16 protein-coding genes are annotated in these 20,826 nt (G+C 61.4%); 4 read left to right on the forward strand and 12 right to left on the reverse strand.

Annotated elements, in window-relative coordinates:
* Positions 1–106: 106 nt before the first annotated feature.
* The 5 genes from nuoG to DSCA_RS16280 form a co-directional block, all read right to left on the reverse strand.
* Positions 107–2,557: an NADH-quinone oxidoreductase subunit NuoG gene (gene nuoG / locus DSCA_RS16260; protein ID WP_155317420.1), complete on the reverse strand. Its 2,451-nt coding sequence runs from the start codon at positions 2,555–2,557 to the stop codon at positions 107–109.
* A 381-nt stretch (positions 2,558–2,938) separates the two neighbouring features.
* Positions 2,939–4,231, reverse strand: a complete 1,293-nt coding sequence (locus DSCA_RS16265) for a complex I 51 kDa subunit family protein (RefSeq protein WP_167527533.1) — start codon at positions 4,229–4,231, stop codon at positions 2,939–2,941.
* Positions 4,228–4,704 carry an NADH-quinone oxidoreductase subunit NuoE gene (nuoE, locus tag DSCA_RS16270; RefSeq protein WP_155317422.1) on the reverse strand — a complete coding sequence of 159 codons (477 nt, stop codon included), beginning with the start codon at positions 4,702–4,704 and terminating at the stop codon, positions 4,228–4,230. The genes DSCA_RS16265 and nuoE overlap by 4 nt, the downstream gene beginning before the upstream one ends.
* 159 nt (positions 4,705–4,863) lie before the next feature.
* Positions 4,864–7,254, reverse strand: coding sequence for an NADH-quinone oxidoreductase subunit B/C/D (locus DSCA_RS16275; protein WP_155317423.1), 2,391 nt, complete (start codon positions 7,252–7,254; stop codon positions 4,864–4,866).
* Positions 7,233–7,637, reverse strand: coding sequence for an NADH-quinone oxidoreductase subunit A (locus DSCA_RS16280; RefSeq protein ID WP_155317424.1), 405 nt, complete (start codon positions 7,635–7,637; stop codon positions 7,233–7,235). The genes DSCA_RS16275 and DSCA_RS16280 overlap by 22 nt, the downstream gene beginning before the upstream one ends.
* 269 nt (positions 7,638–7,906) lie before the next feature.
* Between DSCA_RS16280 and DSCA_RS16285 the strand changes: the two genes are divergently transcribed.
* Positions 7,907–9,187, forward strand: coding sequence for a 4Fe-4S dicluster domain-containing protein (locus DSCA_RS16285; RefSeq protein ID WP_155317425.1), 1,281 nt, complete (start codon positions 7,907–7,909; stop codon positions 9,185–9,187).
* 35 nt (positions 9,188–9,222) lie between these two features.
* Positions 9,223–9,633, forward strand: coding sequence for a universal stress protein (locus DSCA_RS16290; protein WP_167527810.1), 411 nt, complete (start codon positions 9,223–9,225; stop codon positions 9,631–9,633).
* 109 nt (positions 9,634–9,742) lie between these two features.
* Here DSCA_RS16290 and DSCA_RS16295 read toward each other — a convergent pair whose 3' ends face one another.
* The 3 genes from DSCA_RS16295 to DSCA_RS16305 all read right to left on the reverse strand — a co-directional run bounded on the left by DSCA_RS16295 (position 9,743) and on the right by DSCA_RS16305 (position 15,491).
* Positions 9,743–13,384, reverse strand: coding sequence for a DUF748 domain-containing protein (locus DSCA_RS16295; protein ID WP_155317427.1), 3,642 nt, complete (start codon positions 13,382–13,384; stop codon positions 9,743–9,745).
* A gap of 66 nt (positions 13,385–13,450) precedes the next feature.
* Positions 13,451–14,533 (reverse strand): pyridoxal-phosphate-dependent aminotransferase family protein, encoded by a 1,083-nt coding sequence (locus DSCA_RS16300; RefSeq protein WP_155317428.1) that lies wholly within the window; start codon positions 14,531–14,533, stop codon positions 13,451–13,453.
* A 274-nt stretch (positions 14,534–14,807) separates the two neighbouring features.
* A complete protein-coding gene (locus DSCA_RS16305; protein WP_155317429.1) occupies positions 14,808–15,491 on the reverse strand; it encodes a YkgJ family cysteine cluster protein in 684 nt (227 codons plus the stop codon).
* Positions 15,492–15,846: 355 nt separating this feature from the next.
* On the opposite strand from DSCA_RS16305, the gene DSCA_RS16310 reads away from it, so the two are divergent.
* Together DSCA_RS16310 and DSCA_RS16315 are read left to right on the forward strand one after the other, a co-directional pair.
* Positions 15,847–16,953 carry a DUF362 domain-containing protein gene (locus DSCA_RS16310; RefSeq protein WP_155317430.1) on the forward strand — a complete coding sequence of 369 codons (1,107 nt, stop codon included), beginning with the start codon at positions 15,847–15,849 and terminating at the stop codon, positions 16,951–16,953.
* Between the two features lie 17 nt (positions 16,954–16,970).
* Entirely contained in the window at positions 16,971–17,294 is a 324-nt protein-coding gene (locus DSCA_RS16315; RefSeq protein ID WP_155317431.1) for a DUF6122 family protein, read from the forward strand.
* A gap of 13 nt (positions 17,295–17,307) precedes the next feature.
* Here the strand turns inward: DSCA_RS16315 and DSCA_RS16320 are convergent, their stop codons facing one another.
* From DSCA_RS16320 to trxB, 4 genes are all read right to left on the reverse strand, one after another.
* A complete protein-coding gene (locus tag DSCA_RS16320) occupies positions 17,308–17,796 on the reverse strand; it encodes a cyclic nucleotide-binding domain-containing protein (RefSeq protein WP_167527811.1) in 489 nt (162 codons plus the stop codon).
* 330 nt (positions 17,797–18,126) lie between these two features.
* On the reverse strand, positions 18,127–19,200 hold the full coding sequence (locus tag DSCA_RS16325; protein ID WP_155317433.1) for an AI-2E family transporter: 1,074 nt from the start codon (positions 19,198–19,200) through the stop codon (positions 18,127–18,129).
* Positions 19,201–19,253: 53 nt separating this feature from the next.
* Positions 19,254–19,850, reverse strand: a complete 597-nt coding sequence (locus tag DSCA_RS16330) for an acyloxyacyl hydrolase (RefSeq protein WP_155317434.1) — start codon at positions 19,848–19,850, stop codon at positions 19,254–19,256.
* Positions 19,847–20,824: a thioredoxin-disulfide reductase gene (gene trxB, locus DSCA_RS16335; RefSeq protein WP_155317435.1), complete on the reverse strand. Its 978-nt coding sequence runs from the start codon at positions 20,822–20,824 to the stop codon at positions 19,847–19,849. Before trxB ends, DSCA_RS16330 begins: the two co-directional genes overlap by 4 nt.
* Positions 20,825–20,826 lie beyond the last annotated feature (2 nt).

Below are 20,826 nucleotides of genomic sequence, written 5' to 3' on the forward strand. Positions count from 1 at the left end.
GCGATCTCAGCCCGTCCAGGGGTTACGATGGCTTAACGAGCGATGCCCGCTACATTTCAACAATTCCGGGTCTTGACCCCCGCCGTTTCACCACGCCGGGGCATTGCTACGGGTCCAACGGAGCCACCCGGCTGCTTTCCAGGCTCAGCCGGGTGTCCCCCAGTTCCTGCCAGTTCAGCAGGTGGTGCCGGGGAACGACCAGCACCCCCCTGGCCATGGTCGGATCGGCCTGCAGTGGCAATTGCAGCTCCCCCCGGCGGGCAGTCACCCTGACCGGCAGGTTTGCGGCCAGGCCGGCACCGGCGATGGTGTCCGGGTGCATGCGCGCAACGGGCGAGGCGCTCAGCGCCTGCAACACCGGAGACATGGCCGACAGGCTTTCGGTGCCGAAGGTCCAGTCCACCAGCAGCAGGGTAATCGCGTCGGCCGGCGTGTCGATTTCCGGTGGGGAAAGTCCCTCTGAAACGGTTCCCGGGGAAAAGGACGAAGCGGCCAGGTCGATGCGGTCTGCCGCTGCATCGGCTGCGGGCATGGCCACTGCCGGGTGAAAGGCCGCCATGGCCGCGTTCAACTGCTGAACGGGATCGGCTGAAAGCGACCGGGCAAGGGACGCCACGGCCCGCCAGGCTGGCAGCGGGTCATCACCGGGGACGCGCCTGTCGAAAGCGCGCGGCGGATGGTCCCCGTCGCCGGCCGCCGCGATGGAATCCCCGGGGGCCATGACGGCATCGGCCGCCTGCAGGCGCCCCTCCTGGTTGATCCAATGGCCGCCGGATTCATAGATCGGCTGGGTCGGCAGGAACTGCCCCGCCCCATGGTTCAGGGGCGAGTCCAGGTCATCGAGCACCACCAGGTGATCCAGCCGTTTCAATGCCGACTGCAGCCGGGTCCGGTCCGGAAAGCCGCGCCAGAGATCCGATTCCACCGCCACCAGCGCACGAACCTGACCCGCTTCGATGTGTTCCAGCACCTGCGACAGGGAAAGGAGCGGCTCAGCTGTCAGGGCGGCCGCGAAGGCATTGGCCCCGACAAGGGTGTAGAACAGCCCGACCTTGATATGGGTCCGGCTCAGTGCCCGGGCCAGATCGGCGGCCAGGCGGATGTCCCGGGAGGTCACGATGTCCGTGCCGCAAACAATCACCGGCCGCGGACTGCCGTTCAACCGCCTGGCCAGGGTCGCCACGGGAAAGGCCTCCGTTGCACCGGGCGGTGTGGCATCCGCCGCCGGCGCCGTGATGCGGCCCCCGATCTGCTCGATCATGGCCTGCAGGACGGCGCCCAGATGTGACGGATGCACGGCCCAGTGATCGAATCGGAAGGGCAGCTGCACCCCGCGCGGATCGACGACGGTCACCCGGCCGCCCTGCCGCCACACCTGGCGCAGGGAGAGGGCCAGCATGGGGGCCTCGTTGATCGGATCGGCCCCGATGACCAGCACGTCGGCAGCGGCGGAGACGTCGGCCAGGGAAACGGCCAACGCTGGTATCAGGCCGCCCACGGCAGCGGCCAGGTTGGATGCCTGGCGCGGTGTGGCCGCCACCGCCGGCCCGGTCCATCCGTGCTCGCCGCAGGCCCGCCCGACCATGGCCAGGGTTTCCAGGCTGCTGCGCGACGAAGCCGCGACGGCCACACTCCCGGGGCCGTATTGCCCGGTCGTCCGTTCGATCGCCGACCGCGCTGCGGCCAGCACGTCGCCCATCGCTGCGGGCGTCCCTTCGAGGCGGGCCTGCCGGGGCCGGTCGACGGCGCTGGCGTACGGGTAGGCGTAGCGGCCCCGGTCGCAAATGAAATACCCGTTGACCGCAAGGTTGGGCCGGGCCTCGTGGCGCACCACCTGACGGTAACGGGCCGATGCCACGGTATTGCACCCCAGGGAGCAGTGAATGCACAGGGAAGCCTGGCGTTGATAATCCCAGCGCCGCCCGAAATATCGCGACGGCTTGTCGGTATACACCCCCGTGGGACAGATGTCGGTCAGGTTGCCGCTAAAGGGGCTTTCCAGTGCACCGGACCTGCTGCGGCCGAAATAGACCCGGCTGCCGATCCCCATCACGCCCAGGTCCCGGTAGCCGGTATACTCCTGGTAGTACCGCGAGCAGCGATAGCATTGGATGCAGCGGTTCATTTCGTGCTGCACCAGCGGTCCCAGGTCCTGGTTGTGGTGGGTGCGCTTCAGCCCCCGATAGCGACGCAGGCCATGGCCGCCCGATACGGTATGGTCCTGGAGCAGGCAGTGCCCGCCTTCGTCGCACACCGGACAGTCGTGGGGATGGTTGAGCATGAGAAACTCGATCACATGCCGCCGGAAATCCACGGCTTCGGCATCGGTGGTGGAGACCACCATGCCCTCCTGTGCATCGATCATGCAGCTCATCTGGACCCCCTTGACGGGCCCATCCGTAAAGGCCACGGCACAGACCCGGCAGGCCCCCACCGATCCCAACGCCGGATGATAGCAGAAACGCGGGATCATGATGCCCAGCCGTTCGGCCGCCGCGATCACCTTGGTGCCGGCGGGAACATCGATTTTTCGGTTGTCGATGGTAAGCGTGGGCATGATTGTTATTTAACCGATTGCCATCCGTTTCAATTCCGGTGTGTTAATAACCGTCTAATGGGGGTTCAAGGATTCGAGGATCCAAGGGGTCAAGTGATTGTCTTCCACTTTTTCCCAAAAAAGGTTGCGGGTTCGGCCATCCCTGTCCGGGTTGATGTCTTACCAGATTGGCGCGCTTTACCTTTCCCTCGACCCCTTGAACCCTCGACCCCTGAACAAAACGCCGTATTGGACCGGCAGGTGCCTTTTACTATCTTAACGACCTGTCCCCCCGGAAAGGGTAGCCTGTGGTTCAGGGCAAGGCCGCAGCATTTTTGCAACCACAGGCGTAGCAGCGCTACGTTGAGGATTGCACAAATGGGAGAACGCCGCCCCTGGGCCTCAGGATGCCCTTTCCCTGCTTTTAAAGGGGCAGCCCCTGCCCTCAACGTGCGCCATCACCTCGTCTTCGAAGTGCGCCAGCAAACTCTCGATGGGCCCCACCCCGCCCGGCGCAAAGGCGCAGTAGGACTTCCACAGGTGCCGGCACATCGTCCTCATCATCGGAATGAAGTCCGCCTCGCCCTGCCCGTTTTCGATGCGCCACAACAGGTCCCGCAGATAGGGGAACCCCTCCCTGCAGGGGGTGCACCAGCCACATGACTCGCGGGCGAAGAATTCCGTCAGGTTCAGGGTCGCGGCCACCAGGCAGGTGTGGTGGTCGAATACCATGACGGCCCCGGTCCCTAAACGGTTGCCGATCGCTTTCAGGGAATCGAAGTCCATGGCAATATGGTAATGGTCCGCGGTCAGGTACCCGGTGGAGGCGCCGCCGGGCAGGCAGGCCTTGAAGGTCGCCCCGTCCTTCATGCCGCCGCAGCAGTCCTCGATGATCTCCGAGAGCGGGATGCCCAGGGGCAGTTCATGGCAACCGGGTTGGCTGACCTTGCCCGACACGCAGAAAAGCTTGGTGCCGGCGGCCTCCGGACTCAGGGCCAGGTCCTTGAACCATTGGGCCCCGTGGGTGACGATATGGGGAATGCAGGCCAGTGTCTCCACATTGTTCACCAGGGTCGGCAGCCCCCACAGCCCTTTATCGGTGGCGTAGGGCGGGGGCTGCTTGGGGTTGGGCCGCCGGCCCTGAAGGGCGTTGAGCTGCGCGGTCACCTCGCCGCAGATGTAACGGCCCCCGCTGCGATGGACGACGATCTCGAAGGTGTAGTCGCTGCCGAGGATGCCTTCGCCCAGCAGTCCCTCCCGGCGGGCGATCTCGATTTCCCGCTCCAGGATTCTGGCGGCACTCTCATATTCGGGGCGGATAAAAATGATCCCGTGGGAGGCCCGGATGGAGTAGGCCGCCAGGGCCATGCCCTCCAGGAGCATATGCGGTTCGGCATGCAGAAAGACGCGGTCCTTGAAGGTTCCCGGCTCCATCTCGTCGGCGTTGCAGACCAGATAGCGCGGAAACGGGGCGTCCTCGGCCACGGTCTGCACCTTGACCCCGGCGGGGAATCCGGCCCCGCCGCGCCCCAGCAGAAGGGCATCCGTCAGACGGGTCTTGACCGCCTGCCGGTCCATTTCGGTCAGCACCCGGCGCAGGGCATCATAGCCGCCGGCCGCCCGGTACTCCGCCAGGGTGGTGATGCGGTCCGGCTTTCGGTGTGCCAGCAATACCCGGGGATAGGATGCACTCACGGGGACGCCTCCTGCAGGGTGTCGATCAGCCGATCCAGGGATTCGATGGTCAGGGGACCGTGAACCCTGCGGTCGACCAGAATGGCCGGGGCCCGGTCGCAGTAGCCGATGCAGCATACCGGCAGCAGGGTGAACAGCCCGTCGGCCGTGGTCCCGCCCACCGGGATGCCCAGCCGGTCGCACAGGTGCGCCACCAGGTTTTCCCCGCCTTCCATCCAGCAGATCAGGCTGTCGCAGACGTGAATGACATGCCGGCCCACCGGTTCGCGGTAGATGAACGTATAGAACGTGGCCAGTTCATCCACCTCCAGGGGCGACATGCCCAGCAGGTCGGCGGCCTGCACCAGGGCCTCGTCGGAAAACCAGCCGTAATGATCCTGCAGGGCATTGATCACGTCGATGGCCATCTCCCGAGGATGGTCCACCCGGTCAATCTTCGCCTGCAAATCGCTTTTCAGTGTTTCAGGCAGCATAGGAGATGAAGCCTTTACGTATTCGGTTCCGGGCGGTGCTGTAAAGCGGTCGAGATCAAGGCTTGCGCATCCTTGAGAAACGAGGCGTACTCAAGGTACGCCGCAGTGAAGTAAGGATACGCGTAACGCCGATATCGATCGTTTTACAGTGCCGCCATGCTAGCGGTCGATGTCGGGTAGTATGTAGTCCACCGACCCGATAATGGTGATCAGGTCGGAGAGCGACCAGCCTTTGGCCATCAGCGGCAGGGCCTGCACATTGGCAAAACCCGGCGCCCGGATGCGCATGCGGTAGGCGCAGCCGAGCCCGTCGCTGACCACGAAATAGCCCTGCTCGCCCCGGGGGATTTCGCAGGCGACATAGGCCTGCCCCCTGGGAATCTTGGGCCCGCGGGTCACGTTGATGAAATGATGAATCAGGCTCTCGATATCCGTGAGCATGTCCTTGCGCGCCGGGATCACGTAGCGGTAGTCGTCCGTGACGGTGCGTCCCGGCGGCATCTTCGCCGCCGCCTGGCGGATCAGCCCCAGGCTCTGGCGCATCTCTTCGATACGCACCAGGTAGCGGGCGTAGCAGTCGCCGCCCTCGGCCGTGGGGATGTCGAAATCGAACTGGTCGTAGCCGCTGTATGGAAAGGCCCTGCGCAGATCCCAGGCCAGGCCGCAGGCCCTCAGGTTGGGGCCGCTGACGCCCCACGCCACGGCATCGTCCAGGCTGATCGCCCCGACCCCCATGGTCCGGGCACGAAAGATGGGATTTCGGGTGATCAGGGATTCGTACTCGTCCAGGCGCCGGTCGAAGCTTCGCGTGAAGGCGTCCACCGCCTCTTTCCACCCCCCGGGCAGGTCGGCGGCCACACCGCCGATGCGAAACCAGGAGGGGTGCAGCCGGCCGCCGGTGATCCGTTCGACGATGTCCAGGATCATCTCGCGTTCCCGGAAGGTGTAGAACGTAGGGGTCATGGCGCCCACATCATGGGCATAGGTCCCCAGCCAGACCAGATGGTTGCTCAGGCGGAAGAGCTCGCTGAGCATTACGCGGATAAACTGGGCGCGGACGGGCACGTCGATGCCGGCCAGCGTCTCCACGGCCATCACATAGGGCAGGTTGTTGGCCGCCCCGGCCAGGTAGTCCACCCGGTCGGTGTAGGGAATGAACTGGTGCCAGGTCTGCCGCTCCCCGATCTTTTCCGCCGCCCGGTGGTGGTAGCCGATCTCGATGTCCATGTCGGTGATGGTTTCCCCGTCCAGGCCCAGCACGTAGCGGATCAACCCGTGGGTGCTCACATGATGGGGACCCACATTGACGATCAGGTCCTGCCGGCCGTCGCGGTCGCGGACAAAAAAACCGCCGTCGCGCGGCTGCAGCCGCCGGGCGTCCGCCTGGGTGTAGGGGGCCATCTCCGTCGCCCGGCCGGGATGGGATTTTCTCAGCGGGTGCCCCTGCCAGTGGTCCGGCATGAGGATTCGCCGCAGGCCGGGATGCCCGTCAAAGCCGATGCCGAACATGTCGTAGGCTTCACGCTCGTACCAGGCGGCCGACGGCCAGACGCCGGTAACGCTTGGCGCGGTGGGGGATTGTCCTGTCAGCGGCACGGTCAATCGCAGCCGGGTGGGCGGATCGAAGGCCAGCAGGTGATAGACCAGGGTATAGTCACGGCCCGGCTCACGGTGCCGGCGGGCCGACTCGTCGATTGCAGTGAGGTCGTCCAGCCGTCTGAATCTGGGAGCCGCATCATTTTTCAGGTAGGACAGGACCTTTCGAAGGGCGTGGGGAGCCACTTCAAAGGCGGCCATATCGCCGGTCGGTGATAGCTCGTGGACCGCATCGCCGAATCGCCGGTGCAGCCGTTCGCCCAGCTGCCGGTCGGTTTCGGTTGCCGGGCGCTCGGCCGGCGGCGGTGTCCACATGCCGTCGCTGCGGCTGTCGTCAAAGGATGGCGGAACCACCGAGGTGCCCCGGATGGCGGTGCCGCCCATGCCCGGACCACGCGGGTCACGGCTCTTGGAAACACCGTCCACCAGCACCGGCGTCACGGTCCCCTGACTGCCGCCGGCCAGGTGAAAGACCGGGCGGGCCGGTTTTTCCCGGACGATTTTTTCCTGCAGTTTGACCAGGCCGGCCAGCACCGCCTCGGGTCGCGGCGGGCAGCCGGGGATGTACAGGTCCACCGGCAGGATCTGATTGACCCCCTGGACCACGCTGTAGGCGTCGTACATGCCGCCGGTGTTGGAACACGACCCCATGGAGACGACCCATTTGGGCTCGGCCATCTGCTCGTAGAGCCGCAGAACCACCGGGGCGATCTTTTTGAAAACGGTTCCGGAAATGATCAGCAGGTCGGCCTGCCGGGGCGAGGGACGCAGCACCTCGGCACCGAAGCGGGCGATATCATAGCGGGCGGTAAACACGGCGGCCTCTTCCACAAAACAGCAGGAAAGGCCGAAGAACATGGGCCACAGGCTGTGCCTGCGGGCCCAGTTGATAACGGCGTCAGCACCGGCCAGGGCGGTGTCCATGTCCGGTTTCAGTCGCGTTTCGGCCCCCATTCGAGGCCTCCCTTCACCCAGACGTAAACGAGACCGGCGATCAGCACACCGATAAAAAACTGGATCTGGAACCAGCCCGCCCAGCCGAGGGGACGGCTGGCCACCGCCCACGAGAAGATGTAGGCACCCTCCAGATCAAAGATCAAAAAGAAGATGGCCACCATGAAAAACGGCACCGGATAGCGCAATCGGGCCTGGCCGGTGGGAATGATGCCGCTTTCGTAAACCCTTGTTTTTTCCGGGGTGGGATGCTGTCGGCCCAGCCAGCGGGACAGAAAAAGCAAGGCGAGCGTCAGACCGATGACGACGGCGCCATAGAGGATCAGGCTGAAGACGCCGGGTTGCCAGGGGGAAAGAACGCCTTGAAGGTCAATGGGCTGCATCGGTTCACCGTTGGTCTTCAGAGGTCGGTTGGAAGGGATATCCAAAAAAGCGAAACGCCGGTGCTGACCGCCTGTCCCGGGGCCGAGGCCCCTTCGTCGGCTGTGGAGAATAATTGTAGATCGGAGTGTTCCCGGTTGTCAAGCCGGACGGTTGGGCTCAGACGACTGCCGGTTTTAATCATTGCTTCAATCTGGATATGTTTTATAATGATTCAGGATTGAACATGGTGTGATGCTTTCTGAGAACCTTTTCTTAAAAGGGGAAAGCCATGGCCCATATCGTCTCCCATTCTTCCTACCGCCAGCTTACCGATCGCCTCAACCGATTCCCCCAGGGCGCCCCCCCCGCTGAACTGCTCACCAAGATATTGAAAGTGCTCTTCAATCCACGGGAAGCAGAACTGGTTTCGCTGCTGCCGATCCGGCCGTTCACCGCAAAGCGGGCCGCCGGGGCCTGGCGCATGCCCGAAAGCGAGGCGCACCGGATCCTTGACGGGCTGGCCGGAAAAGCCCTGCTGGTGGACTTTGAAGTCAACGGGGACATGCAATACGTACTGCCGCCGCCCATGGCCGGTTTTTTCGAGTTCTCCATGATGCGCATCCGGGAGGACATCGATCAGCAGCTGCTGGCGGAGTTGTTTTATCAATACCTGAACCAGGAGGAGGACTTTGTCCGGGCGCTGTTTACCGAGGGGCAGACCCAGCTCGGCCGGGCGTTCGTCCATGAGCCGGCGCTGTCCGAAGCCAACGCCCTGCACGTGCTCGACTACGAGCGCGCCAGCGAGGTGATCAGAACCGCCTCCCACCGGGGCATCAGCATGTGCTACTGCCGGCACAAGATGATGCACATGGACCGCGCCTGCTCGGCGCCCATGGATATCTGCATGACCTTCAACACCGCGGCCGAATCGTTGATCCGCCACGGCCATGCCCGGCCGGTGGAAGTGACCGAAGGGCTGGAGCTGCTGGCCAAAGCCCGGGAGAACAACCTGGTTCAGTTTGGTGAGAATGTGCGCCAGGGCGTCAACTTCATCTGCAACTGCTGCGGGTGCTGCTGCGAAGCCATGACCGCCGCACGCCGCTTTGCCCTCATGCAGCCGATTCACACCACGGGCTTTTTCCCCCGGGTGGACGAAAGCACCTGCAACGGCTGCGGCCGGTGCGTAACCCTGTGTCCGGTGGCGGCCATGACCCTGGTTTCGGCCAACGACCCCAAACACCCCAAACGAAACGTGGCCCGGGTGGACGAAAACCGGTGCCTGGGCTGCGCGGTGTGCCTGGGGGCGTGCACCCAAACCGCCAGCCTTTCCCTCGAGCACCATCCCGGACGGGTACTGACCCCCCTGAACGGCGCCCACCGGGCGGTGATCATGGCTGTCGAACGGGGCAACCTGCAACACCTGCTGTTCGACAACCGCGTCCTGTGGCACCACCGGGCCCTGGCGGCCGTGGTGGGCGTCATCCTGCGCCTCCCTCCGGTGGCCCGGGTCATGGCCACGGACCAGGTCAAATCGCGCTACCTGGAAGCACTGGCGCGCCGATACGCATGAGCCGTTCAAAGGAAAAGGAGGGAATCATGTTTGGATTGATTATTGTCGCCCTGGACGGGTCGACGCATAGTTTAAAAGCGCTGGATTACGCCAGCCAGCTGGCCGAAAAACACGATTCAAAGCTCATTTTACTGCATGCGTTTCGTTCCACCTCTGATCTTCGAGGGTCTGAAGGCTTCAACCAGATGGTCGGCAAACGGAGGCAAAAAGGGGAAGAAATCATCAAAGCGGCATGCAAACGGTTGGGACAGGCGGCCCATGACGTGGAAGAAAATCTGCTTGAAGGTCCGGCAGCCGAAGCAATCGTCTCGGTCGTCGAAGCGCGTAATGCCGATCTGGTTGTGATGGGCACTCGGGGGATGGGTTCCCTGAAGGGGCTGCTTTTTGGAAGCGTCAGCACCAAGGTGACCCATTATTCTCCATGCTCGGTACTGGTCGTTCGATGAGTGGGTAACGGTCGGCGCCGGAAGAATCAGGGGTGATGCATCTGTATCGAATGGATTCCATCGGGAGAATTTCGCCTGCTCGACAAAAAGTCAATGACGACGCCCTTGTCTATTTGAGACTGAACACAACCCTGCCCCTCGCGGTCTTCTCCTGATTCTGCCCTTCGGCTGCGGCCTTCGGGGCCACGATAAAAACCCGTTCCCGCGCCACCCGGCCATTTTCCAGCAGATAGTTTTTAACATTAAACGCACGCGCGTCGGCCAGCTTGCGAAAATCGTTTTCAGTGACCCGGGTATGGGTCCGCACGAGCTGATCGATCTCTTCGGGCGTCAGCACGACCGGTTTTCCATTGGCGTCAACCGGCACGGCAAGGCCGTCGGCGCTGAAAATCGCCGCCATGAGAACCGGACGTTCCGCGGGGTCAACGGTAATCGCCTCCAGGGGAACGGCGCTCTCGCCCGAGGCCATCATCCGCTGGAGCTTTTCCGCCTTGAGCCGGTTTTCCAGCAGCACGCCCCGCAGTCCATCTCGGTCCCATTCCGGTGACGCCGTTCCCTGAAGGTCCAGTTTCAACCCCGGCCGCTCGTATAGAATCTTGGCCAGTTTGTCCATCTTGTCCGCATTGTCACGGCTGATCTGGCTGGTACCGGAATCGAAATCCAGGTAACTCAATTCCTCACCGCCACCGGCCAGGGCCCCTAATGCGGCAAAAGGCGAGGTGACGATTTTGACAATCAAATTCCTGATGACGGTCAGCACCACCCTGCCGATCTTGAATTCGGGGTCGTCCACATTGCCGCTGACCGGCAGCTCCAGTTCGATATTGCCGTCCCGGTCCTTGAGCAGGGCCACGGCCAGCTTGATGGGCAGGCCCACCGTGTCGGGGCTGTCCACCGGGTCGCCCAGGGTGAGTTGATTGACATAGATGCTGTTCTTTCCCTCCAGCCGGCGATCCTCCATGAGGTAGGCCACGTTGAAGGTCAATTTACCCTTCTCCAGTATATAGCCCAGATATTTCCCCGAATAGGGCGAAAAGGGGCTCAACTCGATGTCGGAAATATTCAGGTTCAGATCCAGGTAGGGATTGTCGATCAGCGGATTGATCCGGCCGGTGACCTTTACCGGCGCGTGATCGGACCACATGCCCTCCAGAAGCACATCGGCCTTTCTCTCCTCGATGGACTCCAGGCCGGACACACGCCCCCCCAGGTCGTGGAACCTGGCGTTGAAATTGGGCTTGATCAGCCGATCGGAAAAATCCACATCCCCGCCGGTCAGAGAGACCCGGGCGATGCGAACGGTTGGTTTTTCCGTTCGGGGGCCTGCCGGCGGGATTGGCGCCGGTGGTGGCGGGGAACTGTCCGTAGGGCCGGTTTCGGTTTCCGATCCCGCGTCAGTCGGGCTGAACATGGAGACCAGGTTGACGCTGCCGTCCGGGTCAACGATCAGGCGGGCGAAAAAATCGGAAAGAGAAACCTGGTCGATGGAAATCCCGGTGGGGTTCAGGCCAAGGTCAAAGTGGTCAAACACAAGGGCCTCCCACTTGAGGAAATCATTGGCATTTTTGCGGTCGATGGAGGCGAACCGGTTGAGCCCGGCCGTGCCGGTATAGGCGACCGCCGGCGCCGCGCCCGGTTTCCGGGACACTCCCAACCGGCCCTGCGTGCTGAAAAAGCCCTGGGTCACAATGAGTCCCGCCTGTTCGGAAAGGTACGGCTGGAAGGGACGGACATCCATGTTTTCAGCGGCAACAGCCAGATCCAGGGCAAGGGGCGAGATGGTGACCGCACCGCCGGCCCTGAACTGCCCCGCCTGTTCCCAGCGGAGCGAGAAATCCGCCTTGCCCGCTGAACCGGGTGCCGTGGAAAGATCCGAAGCGGACAGGGCGATCCTGTCCAGCCTGATCTTGACCGGTTCCCGGGGCACGCGGTCTTCCACCGCCACGGCGGCATCAGTGACACTGACAGCTCCGAGGTTCACGACAAATGGCGCGGATTCCGGGTCGGCCGGCGACATTCGTTTCTCACCGGACGGCCCCGCGCCATCACTCTCCACGTCGTGGGCCCCGAAAGCGGGAACAAAGGCCTTGACCAGGTTCAAGGCGCCATCCTTCTCCCGGCGGCAGGAGAAATCGGCCCTGGAGAGTTCGAGGCGTCCCAGGGTCACCTCCCGCCGGGCCAGTTCCACCGTGGCATCGGCCACGCGCAGCCGTTCGAACGCGATCAGGGGGTCGTCGTCATCCTCGTCCACCACACTGAGATGTTCCAGATCAAGGTGGACGCCGGACAGGGAGAGCAAAGGGCCCCCCGCTTCCTGACGGAAGCGGTAGCTGCCGCCGAAGGACAGCTGGCCGGCTGTGGTCTTGAAGTCGAAACGATCCTTGTAGTAAGGGATGTACCGGGAAACCTGCAGGCCGGAGACGTCAAGTTCTCCCGCCAATTGGAGGGGGGTGGGAGATGCGGTGCCGGACAGGGTGACCGATTCACCGGCCTCGCTTTTCAGGGAGAGGCGGTAGGCGGCGGTGCGGTCGCTGTTGAGGCCAAAGTTGTCGACCTCGACGTCAAGGTCGGTAATCGTCGTGGAAAACGGCTCGCTGTTGGAAAGGTCCGTAAAATGGACGACGCCCTTGTCCAGCTTGAACGCGTCGATGGTCAGCACCGGCTGAAATCCGCCGGTAGTGTCTTCAGCCGCTTTTTCCTCCGCCTTGCCGTATGCTTTGGCCGCCAGAAAGGGCAGATACAGCGCCCCTGAGTGCAGCCGTTTCAGAAAATATTCCGACCCGGACGATTCCATCCGGGCCACGCGCAGCTGCCCCCCCAGCACCGTTGAGGGCAGCAGATCGATTTTCAGATTCGGGTGGTAAACGAAGGCGTCGCCGTTTCCGTCCGCCAGCCGCGCGTCAATAAAGGAAATCAGGCCGGCCACCACCAGCTCCGGCTGGCCGCCTTCCAGCATCCGAAAATCGACTTCGGTTTTCGTTTCCAGGGTAAGCGACTGCACCACCAGGTTTTCCGGAAGCGCTGCATAGGGAAGGTAATGGGGCACGCTCAACCGTTCGACGCCCACGTCTAGGGTGGTTTCCCGCTCGGGGCCGAATGGCCGCGTTTTGCCGTCCAGGGCCAATGTGGCGCCGTTGATCCGCGCGCCCAGGTGAAACCGGGTGGTGACGTCCATGTCGGCCGGACGGGAGGAAAAGTCGGAAACGGTCAGGTTCAGGTCGTCGATATGGTGGGTGACGCCCGCCACCCGGTCATCCATAACGACCCGGGCGCCGGTGAGGCGCGTCTCGTAAACGGCCAGGGCCAGTCCCCCTGGGTCATCCGGCGTGCCGGTTGGTGCAGATCCGGTCCCGTCGCCCCCGGCGATGTCCGAGAAGTTGAAGGCGGTCTCACCGGAGCGTACCAGGGAGAGCGTCGGATTGACCACCCGAACGGATTTGAGCACCAGCGCCCATTTAAAAAGGGACGAGACCTGCAGGTTGACGGTGGCGTCATCCCATTTCACAAAAGGCGCACCGCCGGTTTCCCGGACGTCGAGATCGCGGAGGGTGACCGACAAGGTGATGGGGTTGACCCGCACCGAACCCACCGACACATCCCGGTTGATGGCCCTGGCGACCTGATTTTCCATGATGCTGCGCACGATGAAGGGGGCGCCGAGGAAACCGAAAAGAATATAAAAGACAAGGATCGCAGAAATGGCGACGACGATCTGTTTCTGGCGCACGGTCAGGTCAGCTGTCTTTATCATCTTGATGGATCCGCCTGCAATCGTTCGGATGGGAGCCCAGGTGTGGGCCGGCTGCCGCTGGGGCAATCAAAGGGCGCCGGCAATCACCTCCAGGGCCCGTTTCATCAGGTCCGGGTCCGCCTGGGATCCCATGTGGCCCAACCGGAACACCTTATCGGCCAGGGGCCCGTAACTGCCGGCAACCACCAGCCCTTGGTCCCGCAGGCACCGATCCCACGTCTCCCATGTATGTCCGTCGGGAATCCTGGCCGCCGTGACCGTGGGGGACGGGATGGCGCCGGATACCGGAAACAGGTCGATCCCCATCTCCAGCAGACGCCGGCGGCAGAACCGGGCCACCGCATCATGACGGTTGAAGCTGTTTTCCAGTCCCTCCTCCAGCAACAAGCCGGCCGCCGTGTGCAGGGCAGCCACGCCCTGCCAGTTCGGCGTGTAGGGGAAATAAGCGTTCTTAACCGCCTGCTGGAAGGGCTTGAGCGCATCGTAGCCCACATAGCCCACGGCATCGACAATCTCCCAGGCCTTGGGGCTCACCGACAGGAAGGACATGTCCGGCGGCGCGGAAAGACATTTCTGCCCCCCCCCCAGGCACAGGTCGATATGCCAGTCATCGGCCAGCACCGGGACGCCGCCGGCACCGGCCACCGAGTCCACGTAAAAAAGGGGCACCCGGTAGGCGTTTTTCAGCCGGCCCAGTTCCTCGAGGGGATTGAGGGTCCCCGACGGGGTCTCGCAGTGGACAGCGGTGATCATGCGGGGTTTGAACTCGGCAATGGCCGCTTCGATGCGGGCCATGTCATTAATGGTCTCGTCATAGCTGAAGCCCACGGTTTTCACATCTGCACCGAGGGATTGGGCCATTTCACCGATGCCGTAGCCGAAGACACCGGTGGCCACGGCCAGCACCCGGTCGCCGGGCACCAGGCAACTCTTCAGAGCGCTCCACAGGGCGAGCATTCCCTCCCCTGACATGATCACGATATCATCCCGCGTGCCGAAAATTTCTTTCAGCCGCCGCTGAGTGCGCGTGTAAAGTTCGACAAACTCGGATTCCAGATCCCCGGAACCATAAGGTTCCAGGTAGGCCTGACGGACGGCCTCGGGCACCACCACCGGCCCGGGGACCATGGGGATGGGATAGGTTTGCATGACGGCCCCTCCTTGCAGGGAAATGCGGTCTTTAGGAGCAAAATAGTGCCTGTTTACTTCGTATAGATGGCTACATTTGGATAGGAATGCCAAATGTCAAAACCCGAATGCCAATTGGAGGATGGGGATTCGATCTTATTTCCGAACAGGCAGCATACCTTCATTTGACATTTTGCATTTGAACTTTGGTATTAAGGTTTATCGATGAATCAAGATTCACAACACTTTTTGTATGTTGTTTCAAATAATACCCGGTCCTGTCAGCACGATTCCGTTAAACCTGTATGCTGCGAATCTGCTTCAGCCACGGCTGAATCCGGTCCCGGTGCTCCGGGGGAATCATGAGCACAAACACGGGCTGATTGGCGACCAGGCCGGCCGGCGGTGGCCCGAGTTGGCCGGCGGTGTAAGCTTGCCGGTTTTTTTCAGAGTCCAGAAACTGCATCACATCGGAAAAATTTCCCGAGAACCCCTGGGCGTCGATATGCTCCAGGTGCTGGAGAAACACGTCATTGACCGTCAGGATAAACGGGTCCATGTCTGCAAATCCCGTCTGGCCGCAATTTCTGGCAGAGACCATGCAGCGGCAGCCAAAGGGCCGCACCCCATAGAGAGAACAGGCGTCATCGGCAAGCACCGGACAGGGGCCGGCGGAAGGATCCATCTGCTCTTCGGGCGGGTCGCCATCGCGGGCGCAGATGTCGGCCATGCGGTTAATGGAAACCCGGGGCTTGAATCGGTCCGGATGAGACTGCCGGGCAATGGTTTCCAGGCAATGCATGTCACCGGCCTTTTCCAGATGGGTGATGATCCGGTAACCTTCCAAGGTGGTCATGGTCACATTTGCCGTGCAGCAGTGCGCGCAATATTTTTCACATGCCAGGTCGAATTCGCCGATAAAGCGGTCGTAGATGTCGACCATTTGTTCCAGTATGGTCAGTTTTGCATTCAAGTTCATTTCAGATGACTTTCCGTGGGATAAAGGGATCATGTCTCGCGTTTCTCTTATACCCCAAACCGTTTCCTTTTTCCAGCAGTTACGGGCCGGGCCCCGACGCCCCGGGTGATGGCGGCCGCTCGGACCGGATCCACACGGTTTTTCCTTCGATCGAAAGCATGGTATACAGTATATTTTCCAATCAACTATTGCCTGGCGAACAAACCGGTATGGTTTCGTCGTGCCGGACTTGATCGGGCATCCAGGAAATACTGGATAGCGCTAAAGCGTCACTGCGAGCCCGGCCTTCGCCGGCATGACGGACGGTTGAAGTCTCTAATCGCCGGAATAATAACGGACAGCAAGGGAGGATGCCATGACCGGCAGGGTCTATTTCATCGATATGCGGGCCACGATCAAGGAGAACTTTATTGCCAAAATCGGACGCCTGATGGAAACCGCAGGCATATCGAGGATCATCGACAAGCGGGACCTGACGGCGGTAAAAATGCATTTCGGGGAAATGGGAAATGCGGCGTTCATCCGACCGGTGTACATCCGCAAAGTGGTCGAAGTGGTCAAACAGGCCAAGGGCGTTCCATTCCTCACCGATGCCAACACGTTGTACGCCGGCACCCGCAGCGACGCCCCCCACCACCTGACCACGGCCGTAAAAAACGGCTTCGCCTATGCGGTGGTTGAAGCGCCGCTGATTATCGCCGACGGCCTGCGCGGCAAAAGTGAAACAGCGGTTCCGATCAACCAGAAACGCTTCGCGTCGGTGTATATCGGCACCGATATCGTGGAAGCCGACGCCTTCATCTCCGTGGCCCATTTCAAAGGCCACGAATTGTCCGGCTTCGGCGGGGCCGTCAAGAATGTGGGCATGGGGTGCGCCTCCCGAAAGGGCAAGCTGGCCCAGCACTCGGGCCTGTCTCCCCGAATCTCGGGCGAACAGTGCATCGGCTGCGGTGAATGCCGGGACCACTGCTCCCAGCATGCCATCTCCATGGAGGGCGAAACAGCCGCCATCGATGCCGACAGCTGCATCGGCTGCGGCGAATGCATCCTGATCTGTCCCAACGAAGCCATCACGGTGCAGTGGAACCGCTCCGTCCCGGTCTTCCTTGAAAAAATGGTGGAATACGCCCTTGGCGTTCTGAAGGGGAAGGCGAACAAAGCGTTTTTCATCAATTTCATCACCGATGTCTCCCCGGCGTGCGACTGCTATCCGTCCAACGACGCCCCCATCGTGAAAAATATCGGCGTGGTGGCCGCCACCGACCCGGTGGCCATCGACCAGGCCTCGGTGGACCTGGTCAACGCCGAGCCCGCCCTGGCCGGCACCCGGCTGACCACCAATACCGCAGCAGGCGAAGACAAGTTCAAGGGCATCTACCCCAAGGTGGACTGGGAGATCCAGCTGGACTACGCCGAAAAAGTGGGATTGGGTTCAAGGACCTATGAACTGGTAAAATTATAACCCGACGAAAGGCCGATATGCTGCGTACCACGGTTCACATGGCCCTGCACGTTCTGGCGCCGGCCGCCGTCGCCCGATTCGGTTTTCCACGTCGCTGGAAGAGGGCCTGGGCGGTCATGGTCGCGACCATGGCCGTTGACCTGGACCACCTGCTGGCCACACCGATATTCGACCCGGATCGCTGCAGTATCGGTTTTCATCCCCTGCACACCTGGCCGGCCATGGCGCTGTACCTGGCAATGGCCCTCGCCCCCAAAACCCGCCTGGTGGGTCTGGGACTGGTGATTCACATGGCGCTGGATGCCATCGATTGCATCTGGGCGGGATCGGGTCTGGGATAGGAACAAATACGTACTACCAGATTTTGATGCTCCGCCCCTTCAGCTCCAGCAGTTCTTCGGTGGTAGCCCTGAGCCGGTCGGCCAGAACGCCCGAGAATACGCGATAGATGACATAGCCGAAAGCCAGCTTGTCATTGCCGGTCAGCTGCTCGATGTAATAGATGTCCGTGGCCAGGCAGACCGTTTCACCGACGGCGACGGCCGAAGCACTGCGGGGGGCACACTCGATCGCCCCCATCTCGCCGAAAACATCGCCCCGGCGCTGGAGCATGGCCACCGGTTTATTGTCCTTCATCAGCCGGACTTTCCCGTAAACCATGAAGTAAAGCCATGTATCGGCGCTGCCCTGTTCAAAAATGGTTTCCCCGGGGTTGTACTTCCTGATTTTGCTCATGGACATCAGGTGGTGCAGTTCATCCTCTTGGAACGGTTCGAAAATTTCGAATTTCTTGATATCATTCAGGACTCTCTGGTTTCCCTTTAAAAAATCGGTTTCCTGCATGGGGCTCCTCCCTGTCCCGATCATTGGCTGAAGCGGGTGACATCCTGTTGACCATCCCTGTGGGAAATGTCAATTTTTTATACAGCCCGTTGCACTGTACGTAACTGGAATGCCAGCTGATCGGTAAAAAAACCAACTGTTTTTATATTAGTTTTTGCAAATTCATGGGACTCCGTTCCCATTTCCTGGCATATGTTAAGCATGATTCGCACCAATAAGACCGTAAATCACGGCGCGATCGTTCAGGCCCCAATTTTTTCAATTCGGGTTTCTTTTCGAAGGAAGTGGGTAAGGCCAAGGCCCGGTACGGGCGAACAAATGGGAGCCGGGTCAGGACGGCGTTTCGGACCGTTGCTCGACTCTCATGAACCAGGCCTTGATGACGGCATTGACCAGGGTTGCCAGGGGAATGGCAAAGAAAAGCCCCCACAGACCCCACAATCCGCCAAAGAGCAGCACCGCCACGACAATGGCCACCGGATGGAGGTTCACCACCCCGGAAAGCAGCAGCGGCGCCAGCAGGTTGCCGTCGAGGATCTGAATGACCATGTAAGCCACCATGGCCGAGGCAAACTGGCTGCTCCAGCCCCACTGGATGAAAGCCACCAGCGCCATGACAAACCCCATGACCGTTACACCGATATAGGGAATGATGACGGACAGTCCCACAAACAGGGAGATCAGCAGGGAAAACTGAAGCCCCATGGCGCGGAACACGGCGTAGCTGACACCCCAGATAATCAGCAGTTCCCAGCCTTTTCCCCGGATGTAATTGGTCACCTGAACATTGGCCTCCTGCCATACGGATTCGGTAAGGTCCATGTTATCGGGCAGAAAGCGCCGTCCCCAGTCCAGGATCATCTCCTTGTCCTTGAGCAGGAAAAAGACCATGAAGGGCACCAGCACCAGATAGACCACCAGGTGAATGAGGCCCATGACCGAAGCCAGTGACAGGGTCAGGACCCGTTTGCCCAGGGTGGAGATCCCGGTGTTGAGAAATGCGATGATCTCTCTGATCTGGTTTTCGGAAATGAGTTCCGGGTAGTTGGTGGGCAGTTCAAGCAGCCGGTATTGTATCGTGGTCAGCATGCCGGGCAGCTGCTGGACCAGTTGGCTGATCTGCTTGACGGTCAGGGGAATCAGCCACAGGGTCATGACGACCATGGCCACCATGAAAACGGTAAAAACGATGGATACGGCGGCCAGTCGCGGCAGGCGGGAACGCTGAAACAGGCTGACCATCCCGTCGAGCAGGTAGGCGATGATGATACTGATGAGAACCGGCGCCAGAAGGCTGCCCAGAAAATAAATCAGACCGGCGCCCGCCAGGAGCATAACGCCGAGAATCACCCGCTGGGGGTCAGAAAAATGCCTGTCTTTCCACGTCCTGAACAGCTCAAACATCGGTTCCGTTCCCTGCTCCCCTCTATGTAAACCATCGGCCGGTGGAGACCCCGTTAAAAGCGGTATCCATATACCAGCCCCAGACTGTCCATGCCTTCGTTGGGCGACGCCAGGTCGGCATTGGATACGTGGTCAAAGGCAAGGACGATCCGGTGATGGCGGCTGATGGCATATCCGATTTCGATGGGAATCCGGAACAGCACCCGTGAGCCCAAAGATTTCCGGTCGGCCGAATCCGTATCCCGCTCCCCGTCGTGCAGGGCCAGCCCGATTCCCGTCGAAAAAGAGAAAGCCGATGCCGGTTCCCACTGGAGCAGGACCCCTCCGTATACCGTGCTGGTGTCGCCACGGGTGTTCCAACTCCCCCCCACGCTGGGGTATGCCGTTGCCGACAGCAGATTGAACAGCGGGCGATTGAAGATCACCGCCATGCTGAAATCCGGGCCCTCCTCCCTGGATTCGCCGCTCCACAGCCCGTCAACATCGTGGGCCAGCACCCCGGCCCGGATTTCCCGGACAGGGCCGGCAGACGGGGATTGCCCGAAGGCGAGGCCGGTCATCGTCAAGCACACCGCCAAGGCCCAGGGGCCTGCATGCAGGCGAAAAAAGCGGTGGTAGAGGCTGCGGCGAACCCCATCTGCGAATATCATTCAACCGCATCCGGAGGCAGTTCGCAGGTATCCCCCCGAACTGATTTCTTAGCCTCGACGTAGTGGGCCGCGGCCAGGGCGGCCGTGCAGCCGTCCGCCGCCGAGAGCACAATCTGACGGGCGAACTTTTCCCGCAGGTCCCCGATCACGTATACGCCGGGCGAGTTGGTTTCACACTTCTCGTCGGTGACCACCAGCCCGTCGGCGTTCATGCGGGTACCGGCAGGCACCAGTTCGTTATTGGGGTTGAAACCGATGAAGATGAACACCCCGTCCACGTCCAGGCTCCGGGCGTCCGCCGTCACCGTGTCTTTCAGGGCGACGCCGTTCACCCCGTCCTCGCCGGCCTTGATCTCGGTGACCACGGTGTTCCAGAGCATCTCGATATTACAGTCGTCGAAAATGCGCTGCTGCAGGATCTTGCTGGCCCGCAGTTCATCCCGGCGATGGGCGATATAAACCTTCTTACACAATTTGGCCAGGTACAGGGCCTCTTCCGCAGCGCTGTCGCCACCGCCGACCACCACCACCGTTTTCCCCCTGAAAAAAAATCCGTCGCAGGTGGCGCAGTAGGAAACGCCTTTGCCATAAAATTCGCGTTCCCCATGCACGTCGAGCTTTCTCGGGCTGCCACCGGTGGCCAGAATCACCGCATGGGCCTTCAGGGACTCGCCATTGGCCAGCTTCACCGTGTGATGGTCCAGGCCCGGGTCCAGGGCGGTGACCTCCTGGGAGATCATTTCAAGGTCGTAGGATTGGGCGTGCTGGGTGAATTTCATGGAAAGCTCGGCACCGCTGATATGGGTGAACCCGGGATAGTTTTCCACTTCGTCGCTCATGGCCACCTGTCCGCCGGTGACGCCCTTTTCGACCATCACGGTCTTGAGCGCCGCCCGCATGGCATAGATGGCGGCGGACAATCCGCCCGGGCCCCCGCCGATGATTACCAGATCATAAAAATCGCACTGTGCCATCG

The sequence above is a fragment of the Desulfosarcina alkanivorans genome (genome assembly GCF_009688945.1).
Lineage (GTDB): Bacteria > Desulfobacterota > Desulfobacteria > Desulfobacterales > Desulfosarcinaceae > Desulfosarcina > Desulfosarcina alkanivorans.

Bases quoted from the DNA above. Each gene is read 5' to 3' on its own strand.
- nuoG (WP_155317420.1), bottom strand. From the start codon at position 2,557: ATGCCCACGCTTACCATCGACAACCGAAAAATCGATGTTCCCGCCGGC.
- trxB (WP_155317435.1), bottom strand. From the start codon at position 20,824: ATGGCACAGTGCGATTTTTATGATCTGGTAATCATCGGCGGGGGCCCG.
- nuoE (WP_155317422.1), bottom strand. From the start codon at position 4,704: ATGCTGCCTGAAACACTGAAAAGCGATTTGCAGGCGAAGATTGACCGG.
- DSCA_RS16310 (WP_155317430.1), top strand. From the start codon at position 15,847: ATGACCGGCAGGGTCTATTTCATCGATATGCGGGCCACGATCAAGGAG.
- DSCA_RS16275 (WP_155317423.1), bottom strand. From the start codon at position 7,254: ATGGGGGCCGAAACGCGACTGAAACCGGACATGGACACCGCCCTGGCC.
- DSCA_RS16280 (WP_155317424.1), bottom strand. From the start codon at position 7,637: ATGCAGCCCATTGACCTTCAAGGCGTTCTTTCCCCCTGGCAACCCGGC.
- DSCA_RS16315 (WP_155317431.1), top strand. From the start codon at position 16,971: ATGCTGCGTACCACGGTTCACATGGCCCTGCACGTTCTGGCGCCGGCC.
- DSCA_RS16305 (WP_155317429.1), bottom strand. From the start codon at position 15,491: ATGAACTTGAATGCAAAACTGACCATACTGGAACAAATGGTCGACATC.
- DSCA_RS16295 (WP_155317427.1), bottom strand. From the start codon at position 13,384: ATGATAAAGACAGCTGACCTGACCGTGCGCCAGAAACAGATCGTCGTC.
- DSCA_RS16320 (WP_167527811.1), bottom strand. From the start codon at position 17,796: ATGCAGGAAACCGATTTTTTAAAGGGAAACCAGAGAGTCCTGAATGAT.
- DSCA_RS16330 (WP_155317434.1), bottom strand. From the start codon at position 19,850: ATGATATTCGCAGATGGGGTTCGCCGCAGCCTCTACCACCGCTTTTTT.
- DSCA_RS16285 (WP_155317425.1), top strand. From the start codon at position 7,907: ATGGCCCATATCGTCTCCCATTCTTCCTACCGCCAGCTTACCGATCGC.
- DSCA_RS16325 (WP_155317433.1), bottom strand. From the start codon at position 19,200: ATGTTTGAGCTGTTCAGGACGTGGAAAGACAGGCATTTTTCTGACCCC.
- DSCA_RS16300 (WP_155317428.1), bottom strand. From the start codon at position 14,533: ATGCAAACCTATCCCATCCCCATGGTCCCCGGGCCGGTGGTGGTGCCC.